Source organism: Mycobacterium sp. ML4 (genome assembly GCF_054515735.1).
The window spans coordinates 1-15,318 of record NZ_JBTNSY010000026.1 but is presented as its reverse complement, the minus strand read 5'-3'; the positions used below and the strand labels follow the sequence as shown (position 1 = coordinate 15,318).

Below are 15,318 nucleotides of genomic sequence, written 5' to 3'. Positions count from 1 at the left end.
CCGATTCCGCGACTTGGCCTAAAATCCCATCTTCTGACACCGGACGTTGCGGTTCTGACAGTACATTCCGCTGCCGGTCCAGTCTTGCGGGCCGACGCCGTGCTCCTTCGCGGGCCGGTCCCCCGGACCCCGAGTCAATCCAGGAGCGACGATGATCAGCAGGTCGTCGAGGATTGGCGTGTCGCCATCGTCGGGGTCGGCGCGAGCGACGCCGCAGCTACCCAGCAGCGCCGTCACCGCGACCATGATGGCCAAGAGCGCCGAAGCCCATCTGTGGCGTGTCATCGGTTGCCCTCCCTCACGATCGGGCCGCATTCCTCGCGAGTTTACTCGCCACGCGTTCGTCCAGCCCGGCGCGTCCACATCGCAAATGAGCTACAAACGCACAACAACTCCGAGTTGCCACAACGCGGCGACAGTCGTGAGCGAGGTACCGCTGCATACCGTGGAGGTCGTGATGCGGATTCCCGCGGTGGTTCGCCGTGCCGCGCTAATCGCTATGTGCGTCTCAACGCTGACGGCGGCGCCGGCGAACGCGCAACCCGACGCCGAGCCTGTGTCCGGTGCGGCACAGTCGGCCGACGGGTCCGTGCCGCCGGGGACGCCGGCGCGGATCAGTACCCCCGACGGGTGGACTTTGGCACTGGGCGCCAGGGACGAAAAACAGGTGCCCGTCCCGGCTCTGATCACTGCAGTGTCGTCACGAGAATACCTTTCCAGCGGCGTGTTCGTCGCTTCGCTATCCGGGCCGGAACCACCGCACGGCATCTTGGAGGTGGGTTATGAGATCGGCTGCGGCATCGATATGAGCACGGCCAACGGCGTCACCCAGACCCAGGGCGGCGGCTTCGCCCCTTCGATCGGCGCCCAGCTGCCCCTGGGGCCCGGTCAGCCTCCGGTTCTCCTGCCGCTGATCACCCCGTCATACAACGGTCTGGTCAGCGTGGGGCTCAAACCCGGGTTCGTCGTCGTGGTGCCGGTGGTCAGGAAAGAGTTCAAGAGCCCGAACCCCTGGATCATGGTCAGCGACTTCCATATCAAGATCGACGGATGCGTCGGCCAGTCGTTCATCCGTTCCTATTCGACCCTGACCCGGATCACCGACGAATCCGACGTGGTGTTGTCCTACGTCGGCACCACCAAGACCGTTTAAGAATGGCGGTCAGCCGGCAAATGCCGTTCCGTCGTAGCGTTCCTGCGTGACGAAGTCGGGAACGGCCCGGCGCCGCAGCTTGGTCAGCTGGCGCAGGGGCCTGCCGAGCGGTACCAACGCCGCCACGGCGTGCCCGTCGGGAATCCCCAGCAAATCGCGGACCGCGTCTTCGCGTGGGATCGCCATGGTCGTGATGGTGCCGCCGTATCCTTCGTTGCGCGCGGCCAACAGGATGCTCCACACCAGGGGATACACCGACGCTCCGCCGGCGAGGCCGACGCGGCCCAGGTCCTGGTCCACAGCGGCCACCACGTCGAGGTCTACCGAGACGACCAAGACGACAGGGGCGTTGATCATGGGCGCGACGAACGTCTCGGGGATCTCGGTATCGTCGATGAGCTCTTGCGGCACCGCGCTGGGATGCACTGCGTTCCAGGGGTTTTCACCGGCAGTCAGCTGCGCGAAATAGCGACGCGCGGCGGGTGCGCCGAGGTCTGCGAGTCGACGGCGAGTGCCGGCGTCACGTACCACCGTGATGTGCGCGCCCTGCCGGTTGCCGCCACTGGGGGCGAATCTGGCATTGTCGAAGATCCTGTACAAGACGTCGTCGGGCAGCGGGTCGTCGGTGAACTCTCGTGCCGCGAAAGTGCTTCGCAGGACGTCATAGAACTCCATGGCCCCGCCGTTCCAACCGGAAGGTGCGCTGAATTCCGGTCGGCTCGGTGGTGAGGGTCACTTCTACCGCCCCGGTAGGGCCTACCGTGTAGATCTCCTCGACGTCGGGTCCGTCGTGCCATCGTCCCACCGGCTGGCACCGAAGGTCCGCGCTCTCACGCAGCGCCGGATCGAACGGGAACAGCACAGGGTCGTAGGGCGTGATGTCGCCGTCGGGCCGTCCGTCGATCACGCGGCTGCACTCCACGAACCGGAAGTGCCCGACGTTGTGCGCCGCCCGGTACTTCCGGCTGACCACAAGCGGGCTGCGACCATCGGCAGGCAGGGCGGCGTCTTTGGGCACGATCGGGTCGAAGACGACGTCGGCGCCGGCATGCGCCTCCCGGAACACTCCGAAATGTCGCGAAAAGCGTTCGGAGAGAACGAAACCGGACTCCGTATCGAGAAACACCGCCAGCCCGATGGCCGTCGCGGCAAACGGGTGCGGGGAGCGTTTGACCCGTTTGTCGCCGAAGCTCGCGCGCAGCATCCGCGAAACGATCGGGAAGCTGCCCGCGCCGCCCACGACGTATATGCCCGCCACCTCCGACCAGGGCACATCCCGGCCGTCACCGACCGGGTCGTGCAGGACCCGCGACAGCAGCTCGGTGGTCCGGTCGACCAGTGGCGCACATGCCGCGTAGACGTCGTCGACCGGACACGAGAACGGGGGCCGGTCGACGCCGTCGACCACGGTGAGGTCCACCAGGAAACGACGGGTCTGCGGGCCGACCGCCTCCTTGCGCGTGGCGCACTCTTCGAGGAGAAGCTCATAGGGTGCCCCCTGCAACGGCGGCAGCTGGGAGTCCGCCAAGACCAACTGCGCGATCGCGTCGTCGAAGTCGTCGCCGCCCAGGCGCTGAATTCCTTCACTGACCACGACCTCATTGACGTGCCCGGCCATCTTCAACAGCGAGGCGTCGAACGTGCCGCCGCCCAGGTCGTAGATCAGGACGTACTCGCGTTTGGCGGTGATCGTGGAGCGGTAGCGGTGGGCGTATTCCAGTCCCGCGGCGGATGGCTCGTTCAGCAGCGCAATCACGTGAAAGCCCGCCGCGGCGAAGGCGTCCAGTGTGATAAAGCGTTGCGCGCTCGACGAATTGGCGGGCACGCTGATCGCTGCCTCGACGGCCTCGCCGCTGGCTGCGCCCGTGTTCGAGCGCTGGAGAAGATCGCTTTTGAGTTGGGCCAGAAACCCGGTGAGCAGCTCAACCAACCGGTATTCGCGCCCGGCCAGCCGCACCGCGGTCTGTGGTCCGGCGTCGTTGAGCAACCGCTTGAACGACCTGAGCAACTCCCATCCGGGTTCGTGGCGGACAGCCGCGGCATCCAAACCGAAGCGCAACTCGCCCCCGGCGTTGGCGGCGATCACCGACGGCCACGCGTCGACCCCGTCGAAGGCCACGACCGGATAGTTGCCACGGTCGACGATCGCAGCGACGGTGTGGGTGGTGCCGAAGTCGATACCGACTCTCATTCCGCACGATTCTAGGACCCGGCAGGGCAGTTCGACAGCAGCCCACGCCACCTGCGCGCCGTGGCGGCGCCGGCAGTCAGCTATCCGGCCAGGGCACGGGGACGGCATGGACGTGGCCATCGACGTGCTGCCGCCCACCGGCAACTGAGCGACTACTCAGTCGGGATGCGAGGCGGACGTCGCTTCCCATCGCCGTTGCACATCGCGCTCGGCGGCGGTGGGAATCAAACCCGACGGGGCGAATCTTCTGGAGTGGACCGGCTCATCCTCGGTCAGCGGGCGGCCGGCACCGCGAAGCGCCTTGCTCGCCAACACAATTCCCGCCACGACCACAACGACGACCACGGTCGCGAAAACGACCGACAACGTGCCCTGCACGAAGGCGTTGCGGACGACGTCGTCGAGCTGACGCGCATTGGTCGCCGACCCGAAAGCGGTCTTGCCCGCCCGTCTGGCCGCGGAGTACTGGAAGTACTGCGTCCAGTACCCGACCTTGGGGTCGCCGGAGAAGATCTTCTGCCAGGACGCGGTCAGTGTGACAGCCAGATCCCACAGCAGCGGCACACCGGGGATCCAGGCCCACCTCACGTAGCCCTTCTTGATCACGATCACCGTGATGACCGTCAACGAAATCGCGGCAAGCAACTGGTTGGCGATGCCGAACAGCGGATAGAGCGAGTTGATGCCGCCCAGCGGATCGGTCACCCCCAGCAGCAGCGTGCCGCCCCACGCGGCGACCACCGCCACGCTCGACAGCCATGCGCCGGGCCGCCAGCTGGGATTGCGGAAGTGGCGCATCGGGGCGCCCAAGTTACCGAGAGCGTCGGAAACCATGAAACGTGCGACCCGGGTACCGGCGTCGACCGTGGTCAGGATGAACAGCGCCTCGAACATGATCGCGAAGTGGTACCAGAACGCCTTGAGGCCGGTTCCGCCGAACACCCGGTGCAATATCTCCGACATGCCGAAGGCCAGCGTCGGTGCGCCGCCGGTACGCGAAACGATCGTGTTTTCGCCGACGCCGGCGGCGGCCTGGCTCACCTGGTCCGCGGTCACCGGCGGGCCCGCCAGACCGAGCCCGTTGACGTACCGGGCGGCGGCGGCCGCCGTGTCGTGCGTCTGCGGCGACGGCGCATTGATGGCAAAGTACAAGTGCTGGTCGAGAATTGACGCGGTGAGCAATGCGATGACAGCGACGAACGACTCGGTGATCATGCCGCCGTAGCCGATCAGGCGCATCTGTCCTTCCTTTTCCAGCAGCTTCGGTGTCGTGCCCGAGCAGACCAGCGAGTGGAAACCCGACAGCGCACCGCATGCGATGGTGATGAACAGGAACGGGAACAACGATCCGGCGAACACCGGACCGTCGCCGCTGATGGCGAAGCGCGAGACAGCAGCCGCCTGCAGAACCGGACGCGCGACACACACGCCGATCGCGAGCAGCGCGATGGTGCCGACCTTCATGAACGTCGACAGATAATCACGCGGTGCGAGCAGCAGCCACACCGGCAACACCGATGCCGCGAAGCCGTAGATGATCAGCAGCCAGGCCAGCTTGACCGGCGAGAGCGTGAACCAGCTTGCGCCCCAAGATGTTCGGGCGACCCAGTCGCCGGAGATCACCGCCAGCAGGAGCAGTGCCACCCCGATCGCCGACACCTCCGATATTCGGCCGGGGCGCCAGAACCGCAGATAGCAACCCATGAAGAGCGCGATCGGGATGGTCATGGCGATCGAGAAGACGCCCCACGGACTTTGCGCCAGCGCCCGAACGACGACAAGCGCCAGCACGGCGATGATGATGGTGATGATGACCGGTATGCCCACCAGAGCTGCCGTCCCGGCCGTCGCGCCGAGCTCGTCGCGCACCATCTGACCCAGTGAGCGGCCGCATCTGCGGGTGGAGATCCACAGCGTCAGGTAGTCGTGCACGCAGCCGCCCAGCGCTGCGCCCACGACGATCCAGATGCTGCTGGGCAGGTAACCCATCTGGGTGGCCAACACCGGCCCGACCAGCGGACCCGCGCCGGCGATCGCGGCGAAGTGGTGGCCGAACACCACCCGCCGGTCGGTGGGCACGTAGTCGGTGCCGTCGTCCAGGATCTCGGCCGGGGTGGCGAGATCGTCGCGTGGGCGCACGATCTTGGCTTCGATCAACCGGGCATAGAAACGGAACGCGATGACGTAGGTGCAGACCGCCGCGACCACCACCCACACCGCGTTCACGGATTCGCCGCGGGCGAAGGCGATGACCGACCAGGCGACGGCACCGATGGCCGCGACCAGGCCGAAGGCCACCTTGTGTCTGAGCTGGATCGGGGAGCGGTCGACGATTGCGACGGGCGGCAGATCGGGTTCGGTGGTGAGGTAACTGATCTGCCGGTCGTCCACCCGGGCCCCTCCTCCGTCGTCAGCGAGTGTGAATCTACCGACGCCTGACCCGCGTGTCGCGCCGTGGAATCCACACTCGACGCGGGGCGTCAGTACATGGCGCGCACGGCGTCGATGGTGTCGGCCTCAGCGGGGCTCTTGTCGTCGCGGTAGCGCACCACCCGCGCGAACCGCAGCGCCACGCCGCCGGGGTACCGTGTGGACCCCTGCACCCCGTCCAGGGCGATTTCTACCACCTGCTCGGGTCTGACCTGCACGACGTAGCCGTCGGTGCCGTCCGTCGCCAACTCGGTGAACCGCTGGGTCTGCCAGGCCAGCATGGTGTCGGTCATGCCCTTGAACGTCTTGCCCACCATCACGAATCCGCCGGATTCCGGATCCCGCGCGCCGAGGTGGATGTTCGACAGCTTGCCGCGCCGACGGCCCGAGCCCCACTCCACGGCCAGCACCACCAGATCGAGAGTGTGCACCGGCTTGACCTTCAACCAGCCCGCCCCCCGCCGGCCGGCCTGATACGGCGCGCCGGGTGCCTTGGCCATCACCCCTTCGTGACCCGCGGCCAGCGTCGCATCCAGGAACGCCCCGGCGGCCGACGGATCGGCGGTGGCCAGTCGATCCACCCGGTGGCGCGCCGGCACCAACGCGTCCAGCGCGGCGAGGCGCTCGGTGGTCGGCGCATCCAGCAGGTCGGCGCCGTCTCGGTGCAAGATGTCGAAGAAGAACACCGAAAGAGGCTGCTTGTCGCGCGCGGCTGCCACGTCCACCGATCTCCCGAACCGGGATGCGGTGATTTGGAAGCGGTGCGGACGGTTGTCCGGGCGCAGCGCGATCGCCTCGCCGTCCGCAATGAGGTCTGTCACGGGCAGGGCCAGCGTGGCCTCCACCACCTCGGGCAGGCGCGCGGTGACGTCGTCGAGGCTGCGGGTGTAGACGGTGACAGCGTCGCCGCGGCGGTGGATCTGCACTCGCGCGCCGTCCAGCTTAGCTTCGAAAATCGTTGTGCCATCGTGACGTTCGAGCGCATCGGCGACGTCGGACGCGGTCTGCGCCAGCATCGGGCCGACCGGCCGGCCGACCTGCAGCGTGAACGCGTCCAGCGCCCCGCCGGTCAGGGCCGCCGCCGCGACGGCCGGCAGATCCCCGCCCAGCATCGCCGCCCGCTGGACCGTGGCAGCAGGGAGTCCAGCGGCTTTGGCCACGGCGTCGGTCATGATGCCGATCAGCGCGCCCTGGCGCAGTTCACCTCCGAGCAGCCGCAGCAAGAAGGTCTGCTCGGTTTCGGTCGCCGCGGCGAACAGGCCGGTGATCAGGGCGGCGCGCCGCGTCTGAGATCCCTTGCCCGAGACGGCGCCGATCTCGGTGAAGGTCGCATCCACCTGTCCCACGGTCAGCGTGGGGCTTGATGCGGGCGGTGGAAGGGACCGCAACGCGGCCCAGCCGACGCCGATCTGGCGCTGGCGCAGCTCGCCGGAAAGCCAGGAGACGACGGTCGCGACCAGCTCGGGATCGGTGGCGGCGCGGTGCAACAGGTCGGCGATATGGCCGACCTTGGTCAGCCGCGACGAGGTCGCGCCCACATTGAGCGAAGTGCTTGCTACGTCCACAAGGAGCACGCCTTCGAGCTTGGCATGGCTCGGTGACAAGGTTTCGGAGAAGACAAGCTACCGTGACGGGTTAACGTTACACATTCCAGTCAAAGTGACAACCCACATATTGGAGGTTCGGGTGGAGATCAGCGGGAAGAAGGTCGTCGTCATCGGCGGCGCCTCGGGGATGGGACGCGCCAGCGCCGAACTTCTGCACCAGCGCGGTGCCCAGGTCGCGGTGCTCGACCGGGAGAGTTCGGACGGCAAAGCGGTCGCTGACGGGATCGATGGCAAGTTCTATCCGGTCGACGTCACCGACTTCGCCGGAACCGAGCAGGCACTGCAGGCCGCGGTCGACGATCTCGGCGGCCTGCACGTCACGGTGACGACCGCCGGAGGCGGCATCGCCAAGCGGACCATGACCAAGTCCGGCCCGCACGACCTCGAATCCTTCCAATCCGTGATCGACCTCAACCTGATCGCCACGTTCAACATCAGCCGCCTGGCCGCCGCGCACATGAGCCGGAACGATCCTGAAGACGATGAGCGCGGCGTCATCATCAACACGGCTTCTATCGCGGCGTTCGAGGGCCAGATCGGCCAGGTCGCCTACACCGCCGCCAAGGCCGGCATCGCGGGCATGTGCCTGACCATGGCCCGCGACCTCGGCTCGCTGGGGATCCGGGTGCTGGCGATCGCACCCAGCCTGTTCGCGACGGGCTTGACCCAGGGCATCCCCGACGAGTTCGCCGCGGCCCTGACGAAGGACGCGGCGTTCCCCAAGCGCCTCGGCCGGCCCGAGGAGTACGCCAAGCTGGTCGCCGCCATCGTGGACAACCCGATGCTCAACGGCCAGTGCCTGCGGCTGGACGCCGGACAGCGCTTCGCGCCTAAGTAGACGCCGCCCGGGGCGGTTCCCCGCGGCGCATTGAGTACACTCTTTAAGGAATTAGCAGCGCCGCGAGGAGGACCCGCATGGGTATCGCACTGACCGACGACCATCGCGAACTCGCCGAGGTGGCGCGCGGGTTCCTGACCTCGCAGAAGGCGCGCGCGGCGGCGCGCTCGCTGCTCGACGCGCCCGAGGAGGCGCGACCCGCATTCTGGCAGGGCATCGTCGAACTGGGCTGGCTCGGCCTGCACATCGCCGAAGAGCACGGTGGATCCGGTTACGGGCTGCCCGAACTGGTGGTCGTGGTCGAAGAGCTCGGCCGGGCCGTGGCGCCGGGGCCGTTCGTGCCGACCGTGATCGCCTCGGCGGTGATCGCCCACGACGGCACCGCCGAGCAGCAGGGCCGCCTGTTGCCGGGCCTGATCGACGGAACCGTCATCGCCGGCGTCGGATTGGTTGGCGGCGTGCGTATTTCCGAAGGCATCGCCGAGGGTGACGCCGGGGTGGTGCTCGGCGCCGGACTGGCCGATGTGCTGATGCTGGCGGCCGGTGATGACGTGCTCGTGTTGGACCGAGGGCGGTCCGGGATCTCCGTTGAGGTGCCGGAGAACCTCGATCCGACCCGACGCTCCGGACGCGTTCGGCTGGAGAACGTGAAGGTGACCGACGACGACATCCTGCCCGGGGCGGCCGCGTCGGCATTCGCCCGGGCGCGGACGCTGCTGGCCGCCGAGGCGGTCGGCGGTGCCACCGACTGCGTCGAATCGGCGGTCGAATACGCCAAGGTGCGCAAGCAGTTCGGCCGCACCATCGCCACTTTCCAAGCGGTGAAACACCATTGCGCGAACATGCTGGTGTCCGCGGAATCCGCGCTGGCCGCTGTGTGGGATGCCGCCCGCGCGGCGTCGGAGGATTCATCGGAAGGGCAAGTCCAGTTTCGGCTAGTCGCTGCCGTCGCCGCCACCCTGGCGTTCCCCGCGTATGCGCGTAATGCCGAGCTCAACATCCAGGTGCACGGCGGCATCGGCTTCACGTGGGAGCACGACGCGCATCTGCATCTGCGGCGCGCACTGGTGACGTCGGCGCTGCTCGGTGGGGACGCCCCGGCCCGCGATGTCTTCGACCTCACCGCGGCCGGCATAGTCCGGGAAAACAGTCTGGACCTACCGCCGGAGGCCGAACAGTTGCGGACCCGGATCCGTGCCGACGCCGCCGAGCTCGCCGCCCTGGACAAGAAGGCGCAGCGCGACAAGCTCATCGAGACGGGTTATGTCATGCCGCACTGGCCCAAGCCGTGGGGCCGGGCCGCCGACGCGGTGGAGCAGCTGGTGATCGAAGAGGAGTTTCGCGCGGCAGGCATCAAACGTCCGGACTACGGGATCACCGGCTGGGTCATCCTCACGCTGATCCAGCACGGAACCGACTGGCAGATCGAAAGATTCGTGGAGAAGGCGCTGCGCAAGGACGAGATCTGGTGCCAGTTGTTCTCCGAACCGGAGGCTGGCTCGGATGCGGCGTCGGTCAAGACCCGCGCCACTCGGGTGGACGGCGGCTGGAAGATCAACGGGCAGAAAGTGTGGACCAGCGGGGCGCAGTACTGTGCGCGTGGTCTGGCCACCGTGCGTACCGACCCGGAGGCGCCCAAGCACGCGGGCATCACCACCGTGATCGTGGACATGAAGGCCCCGGAGGTCGAGGTGCGTCCACTGCGGCAGATCACCGGGGGGGCGGAGTTCAACGAGGTGTTCTTCAACGATCTGTTCGTGCCCGACGAGGACGTGGTCGGCGCCCCCAACTCCGGGTGGACCGTGGCGCGCGCAACCCTGGGCAATGAGCGGGTCAGCATCGGCGGCAGCGGGTCGTTTTACGAAGGGCTGGCGGTGGAACTGGTAAAACAGGCGCAGAAGCGTTCAGATCAGTTGGGGAGCACAGTGATTCGTGTCGGTTCCTATCTGGCGGAGGAGAACGCGCTGCGGCTGCTGAACCTGCGCCGGGCGGCCCGCAGCGTCGAGGGCGCGGGCCCGGGGCCGGAGGGCAACGTCACCAAGCTGAAGCTGGCCGATCACATGATCGAAGGCGCTGCCATCTCGACGGCGCTGGCCGGGCCGGAGACCGCGCTGCTGGACGGGCCGGCCGCGCTGGCCGGGCGCATGGTGATGGGTGCGCGCGGCATGGCGATCGCCGGTGGTACCTCCGAGGTGACCCGCAACCAGATCGCCGAGCGGATTCTCGGCATGCCGCGGGACCCGCTGATCAACTGAGGCTGGGCCCGCGAGCTGGGCCCCGCGAGCTGGGCCCCTGAGGCTGGGCCCCGGCGAGCAGACGCGAAATCGCACCAAAATCAAAGATTTTGTGCGATTTCGCGTCTGCTCGCGCAGCTAAGGTGCCGGTGCGAACAAAGGCGCGCCGGCGGCGCCGAGCTCCGGCCGGATGACGACAGGCATTCCACACTTCACCGAATCCGGTTCGCAGTCAACGATATTGGCCGCTACTAGCAGCCCGTCCTGTTCGGTCAGCTCGACCAGGGCGATGACGTACGGTGTTGGGATCTCAGGGTTATAGGGGTGGTAGTTGACCGTGTAGGTGAACACCGTGCCGTTGCCGGACACCGGCCTGGCAACCAACGGTCCGCCGCATTCGCGGCATTCGCCGGCGGCGGGATGCACCCAGTGCGCGCACCTGTCGCAGTGCTCGACGAGCAGTGGGGAGGTCGACACGACAAATACAGTACACTCATTTCGTACTGGTATGTCGGGGTTTGGCCTACGGACGGTGCGGATGAATTACTTCGAGAAAGACGCGATCGTGTCCGGCATCGGTATCTCGCGTATCGGACGTCGCACCGGAATTGCCGGTCTGGATCTGACGATGGAGGCGGTGCGGACGGCCAGCGGCGATGCCGGCCTGCGGGCCGCCGACATCGACGGGATCGCGACATTGGGCGATACTCCGGCCTCGGAGGTCAACGCCGAGCTCGGTATCGATGCCGCCGACTGTGGTTCCGGGTTCGGTACGGGAGGTCTGCTGAGCCCGGTGATGTCGGCGTGCCGTGCCGTCGCCGAGCGACGGGCCCGCCATGTGGTGGTCTACCGCACCATTCAAATGTTGGGCGGCACTGTCCTGCAGGACAAAGACGCTCCTGCTCCACCGCTGGCCCGCATGTTCGACGCTCCCGAGGGTGAGCGTCCCGCCGTCGGAGCCATGGACGACATCAACGATCTGGTTGCCGCGCACGCGTATTCGGCAGCCAATTGGCTCGCGCTGAACTGCCGTCGGCACATGGAAATCTACGGAACCACCAAGGAGCAGCTGGGCTGGATCGCCCTCAACGGCCGTCGCAACGCGGGCTTGAATCCTCTTGCCGTTTACCGGGACCCGATGACGATGGCCGACTATCTCAGTGCCCGACCGGTGTCCACGCCATTCGGATTGCTGGACTGCGATGTGCCCATTGACGGCTCGATCGCGGTGGTGATTTCACACGCGGACTACGCCGACGACTGCCCACACCGCGCCGTTCGGGTCGAGGCCATCGGCGGCTCGGACGGTGCCGGCGGCTGGTTTCATCGCGCTGACTACCCGAAGATGGCGATGTCGGATGCGGCGGCGCAGATGTGGTCTCGGACGGACCTGACGCCCGGCGACCTCGACGTCGTTCAGTTGTACGACGGTTTCACCTATCTCACCCTCGCGTGGCTGGAAGCCCTGGGGGTGTGCGGTGATGGCGAGGCCGGCCCGTTCGTCGAGGGCGGTGCCCGCATCGCCGGAGACGGTCAGCTGCCGCTGAACACCTACGGCGGCCAGCTCTCGGCCGGCCGCATGCACGGATACTGGGCGTTGCACGAAGGGTGCTTGCAGTTGCGCGGTGAAGCGGGCGAGCGGCAGGTTTCGCAGCGTCCCGAGGTCGGCGTGGTGTCCGTGGGCGGTGGTCCCGTCGCAGGATGCATGCTGCTCACATGTTGAGCCGGCTGTGACGACCGGTCCGGATGCGGTCCGTGCGGACAAGCGGGCCGCCAAGATCGCCCGCAGCATCGAGGAGGACATCGTTCGCCGCGGCTGGGCGGTGGGGGAGTCGCTCGGCTCGGAAGCGGCGCTGCAAGAACGTTACGGGGTGAGCCGGTCGGTCCTGCGGGAAGCCGTCCGTCTCGTCGAGCACCACCAGGTCGCCCGGATGCGGCGCGGACCCAATGGTGGATTATTGATCTGTGAGCCGGACGCCGGCCCGGCGACCCGCGCAGTCGTCATCTACCTCGAATATCTGGGCACCACACTGGCAGACCTGCTCAACGCGCGTCTGGTGCTCGAGCCGCTGGCGGCGGCGCTGGCCGCCGAGAATATCGACGAAGCCGGGATCGGCCGGCTGCGATCGGTGCTCAGCGCCGAGGAACGGTGGCGGCCGGGCCTGCCCGCGCCCCCGGAGGAATTCCACATCGCGCTGGCGGAGCAATCGAAAAACCCGGTGCTGCAACTCTTTATCGATGTCCTGATGAGACTGACCAAACGCTATGCCCGTGCGGCGCGAACGGAGTCCGCCGACGAGGCGGCCGACGCCGCCCACCGGCTGCGCGGCGCCCATGCCGACATCGTCGAAGCCGTCACCACGGGTGACTCGGCCAGGGCGAAGACGCTCAGTGAACGGCATGTGGAGCGCGTGACGGCCTGGCTGGCCGAACACCGGCACCCGGCAAGGCAGGCCGGATCCCTTTTTGCCGGTCAGCGGATGCGGCTGGCCTCCGACGCGCCGCGCGGCAAGCTCGCCGAAGTACTCGCGGCCAACATCGCCGACGACATCGCGGCCGACGGCTGGCAGGTCGGCTCGGTATTCGGCACTGAGACGGCGCTGTTGGAACGCTATGGGGTGAGTCGTGCGGCACTGCGGGAAGCGGTGCGGCTGCTCGAATACCACGCCGTGGCGCATATGCGCCGGGGACCCGGAGGCGGTCTGATCGTTGCCACACCGCAAGCACAGGCCAGCATCGACACCATCGCGCTCTACCTGCAATACCGCAGACCGACTCGGGAAGACCTCCGCAGCGTGCGCGACGCGATCGAAATCGACAACGTCGCCAAAGTCGTGAAGCGTCGCGCCGAACCCGACGTGGCGGCCTTTCTCGACGCGCATGCCCGGCCGAGTGCGGCGGTCGAAGGTGACGACGAGGTGCGCAACGCGGCCGTTGAGGAGTTGACGTTCCATGTGGGTCTCGCGCAGTTGGCCGGCAACGCGCTGCTGGACCTCTTTCTGCGCATCATCGTTGAACTGTTCGCCCGGCATTGGTCCAGCACCGGGCAGGCTCGGCTGACCGGAACCGATGTGGTCGCCGTAGCGACCGCCCACCGGCGGATCGTCGAAGCCATCGATGACGGAGATGACAGTCTCGCCCGGTACCGCATCCGCCGCCATTTGGACGCCGCGGCGTCCTGGTGGCGGTAAGCCGCGACACGCGCAACCGCAAACGCGGCGCATAGCAACGCCTTCGGCGGGGTACAGCGATACTTGGGTGACAGCCGGTACAGCGGCGTGCCGGCGGCGTCGAGGGGGAGTGTTCATGGCTACCAGCCCGAAGACCAATCCCCTTGGTTCGACGCGAGGCTTCGACCATGGCGCGCTGTTTTTTCAAGCCGAACGCGAGTGCTTGGAGTTCGTGGTCCGGTTCGCCGCCGACGGCTTCGCCGTCGATGAGCCGGTGCTGGTAGCGGTGCCGGGGGACAAACTCGCGTTGCTCGGACCGGCCCTGGGCGCCGCGCGCGCCGGAACCGACGCCGATCTACGTTTGATCGATATCACCGAGGTCGCGCGCAACCCCAGTCGCTTCCTCGCAATGGAACTTGCGTTTGCCGACAAACACCCCGGCCACACCGTGCGGATTGTCAGCCAGCTCGTCTTTCCCGGGCGCACCGACGATGAGTGCCTGGCATGCTTGGAGCACGAAGCCCTGGTCAATGGGGCACTGCAGAATCGGAACGTCACGGGGTTGTGTCTTTACGACGAAACGCAGCTGCGAGACAACGTCCTGGCGGACGCATGCAGCACACACCCGGTGCTCTGGAGAGGCGGGTCGCCCTACCGCAGCGACAGCTACGCCCCCAACGATGTCCTGGAGCGCTGCAACCAGCCCCTCCCGCCGCATCCGGGTGCGGTGACCTACATGGTCCGCCGCACCGCGGACCTGCGTTCGGCGCGCTTGTTCGCGGCCGACTACGCCGACTGGGTGGGTCTGTCCAGGGACGGGCTGGACGACCTGCAGATGATCGCCACCGAACTGGCCACCAACAGCTTGCAGTACACCGGAGGCGCCTGTCACCTCGCCTTCTGGCGCCACAACGACCATCTGGTGTGCGAGGCCCGCGACGATGGGCGGCTTCACGACCCGTTCATCGGGCTTCGCCGCCCGAGTGCCACCGCCACCGCCAGTCGAGGTTTGTTCCTGGTCAACGCAATGGCGGATCTGGTGCGAACTCACACCGCCGCCAACGGCACCACCATTCAGGCGTACCTGAGGGTGCAGCCGTCGCGGGATTCGTGAGTCAGCTGGGAACCTCCGATGGTGGCGGCGGAACTGGCGGGGCCGGTACCGCAGGCGCCGGATTTCTCACCAGGTCGGTGCATCCGGCAGACGCCGCGGCGAAGGCGGCGACCAGCAGGGCGCCGACGATTCTTGCCGTTGTCTTCGTACCTCTAGCTCTCATCAGCGTGCCTTTCTCGCATAAGACGTGCACGGCGGCGAATGCCGGCAGTGCAGTGTTACCTGCGTCACGTTAGCGCGTCCGCCGCTGCTGAGAAATACCCAACAAGAAGTTCAAATGTTCTGTGCGCCAGCCACATACGATCGGTTACAGCACGGTGCCCGCGGGGAGCGCAGCCCGTGCGGCTGCGCCGCCGAACCAGTGCTCAAAACTTACCGGCGGTGGTCGCCGACTCATGCCGAGGCTGAATCGCTTCCCTCATATTCGGTTAACACGGGAAACAGGTCCTCCGCTTCGTGCGCATCCGCCACCTTTCCCGGCCATGCGTGAACATCCGACGAGTCGTGCCTGTGATGTTAATGCTGTCGGGCGATGAGCGTGTCGTTTCCGTGAAAGCCAAAGAAGTGCAGGAAGGCCGTTC

The 15,318-nt window shown here is 67.1% G+C and carries 12 protein-coding genes; 6 read left to right on the top strand and 6 right to left on the bottom strand.

Features of this window, described 5'->3' with window-relative positions:
- Positions 1–18: 18 nt before the first annotated feature.
- Positions 19–285 carry a hypothetical protein gene (locus tag ACX9NE_RS24165; RefSeq protein ID WP_459364195.1) on the bottom strand — a complete coding sequence of 89 codons (267 nt, stop codon included), beginning with the start codon at positions 283–285 and terminating at the stop codon, positions 19–21.
- A gap of 172 nt (positions 286–457) precedes the next feature.
- On the opposite strand from ACX9NE_RS24165, the gene ACX9NE_RS24160 reads away from it, so the two are divergent.
- Positions 458–1,153, top strand: a complete 696-nt coding sequence (locus tag ACX9NE_RS24160) for an MspA family porin (protein ID WP_459364211.1) — start codon at positions 458–460, stop codon at positions 1,151–1,153.
- A gap of 9 nt (positions 1,154–1,162) precedes the next feature.
- Here the strand turns inward: ACX9NE_RS24160 and ACX9NE_RS24155 are convergent, their stop codons facing one another.
- The 4 genes from ACX9NE_RS24155 to ACX9NE_RS24140 all read right to left on the bottom strand — a co-directional run bounded on the left by ACX9NE_RS24155 (position 1,163) and on the right by ACX9NE_RS24140 (position 7,348).
- Entirely contained in the window at positions 1,163–1,828 is a 666-nt protein-coding gene (locus tag ACX9NE_RS24155; protein ID WP_459364196.1) for a nitroreductase family protein, read from the bottom strand.
- Positions 1,815–3,344, bottom strand: coding sequence for an Hsp70 family protein (locus ACX9NE_RS24150; protein WP_459364197.1), 1,530 nt, complete (start codon positions 3,342–3,344; stop codon positions 1,815–1,817). The genes ACX9NE_RS24155 and ACX9NE_RS24150 overlap by 14 nt, the downstream gene beginning before the upstream one ends.
- A gap of 156 nt (positions 3,345–3,500) precedes the next feature.
- Positions 3,501–5,735, bottom strand: a complete 2,235-nt coding sequence (locus ACX9NE_RS24145) for a carbon starvation CstA family protein (RefSeq protein ID WP_459364198.1) — start codon at positions 5,733–5,735, stop codon at positions 3,501–3,503.
- A gap of 89 nt (positions 5,736–5,824) precedes the next feature.
- The gene (locus ACX9NE_RS24140) at positions 5,825–7,348 is read right to left on the bottom strand and encodes an ATP-dependent DNA ligase (RefSeq protein WP_459364199.1); all 1,524 of its coding nucleotides are present in this window, start codon (positions 7,346–7,348) and stop codon (positions 5,825–5,827) included.
- Between the two features lie 112 nt (positions 7,349–7,460).
- Between ACX9NE_RS24140 and ACX9NE_RS24135 the strand changes: the two genes are divergently transcribed.
- Both ACX9NE_RS24135 and ACX9NE_RS24130 read left to right on the top strand, forming a co-directional pair.
- Positions 7,461–8,219 carry an SDR family NAD(P)-dependent oxidoreductase gene (locus ACX9NE_RS24135; RefSeq protein ID WP_459364212.1) on the top strand — a complete coding sequence of 253 codons (759 nt, stop codon included), beginning with the start codon at positions 7,461–7,463 and terminating at the stop codon, positions 8,217–8,219.
- 77 nt (positions 8,220–8,296) lie between these two features.
- Entirely contained in the window at positions 8,297–10,474 is a 2,178-nt protein-coding gene (locus ACX9NE_RS24130; RefSeq protein WP_459364200.1) for an acyl-CoA dehydrogenase, read from the top strand.
- A gap of 117 nt (positions 10,475–10,591) precedes the next feature.
- Here ACX9NE_RS24130 and ACX9NE_RS24125 read toward each other — a convergent pair whose 3' ends face one another.
- On the bottom strand, positions 10,592–10,930 hold the full coding sequence (locus ACX9NE_RS24125) for a Zn-ribbon domain-containing OB-fold protein (protein WP_459364201.1): 339 nt from the start codon (positions 10,928–10,930) through the stop codon (positions 10,592–10,594).
- Positions 10,931–10,991: 61 nt separating this feature from the next.
- On the opposite strand from ACX9NE_RS24125, the gene ACX9NE_RS24120 reads away from it, so the two are divergent.
- The 3 genes from ACX9NE_RS24120 (at position 10,992) to ACX9NE_RS24110 (ending at position 14,737) form a co-directional block, all read left to right on the top strand.
- Complete coding sequence (locus ACX9NE_RS24120) at positions 10,992–12,176, top strand: thiolase family protein (protein WP_459364213.1); 1,185 nt, start codon at positions 10,992–10,994, stop codon at positions 12,174–12,176.
- A 7-nt stretch (positions 12,177–12,183) separates the two neighbouring features.
- Entirely contained in the window at positions 12,184–13,644 is a 1,461-nt protein-coding gene (locus tag ACX9NE_RS24115) for a FadR/GntR family transcriptional regulator (protein WP_459364202.1), read from the top strand.
- A gap of 115 nt (positions 13,645–13,759) precedes the next feature.
- Positions 13,760–14,737: an anti-sigma factor RsbA family regulatory protein gene (locus tag ACX9NE_RS24110; protein ID WP_459364203.1), complete on the top strand. Its 978-nt coding sequence runs from the start codon at positions 13,760–13,762 to the stop codon at positions 14,735–14,737.
- Positions 14,738–15,318 lie beyond the last annotated feature (581 nt).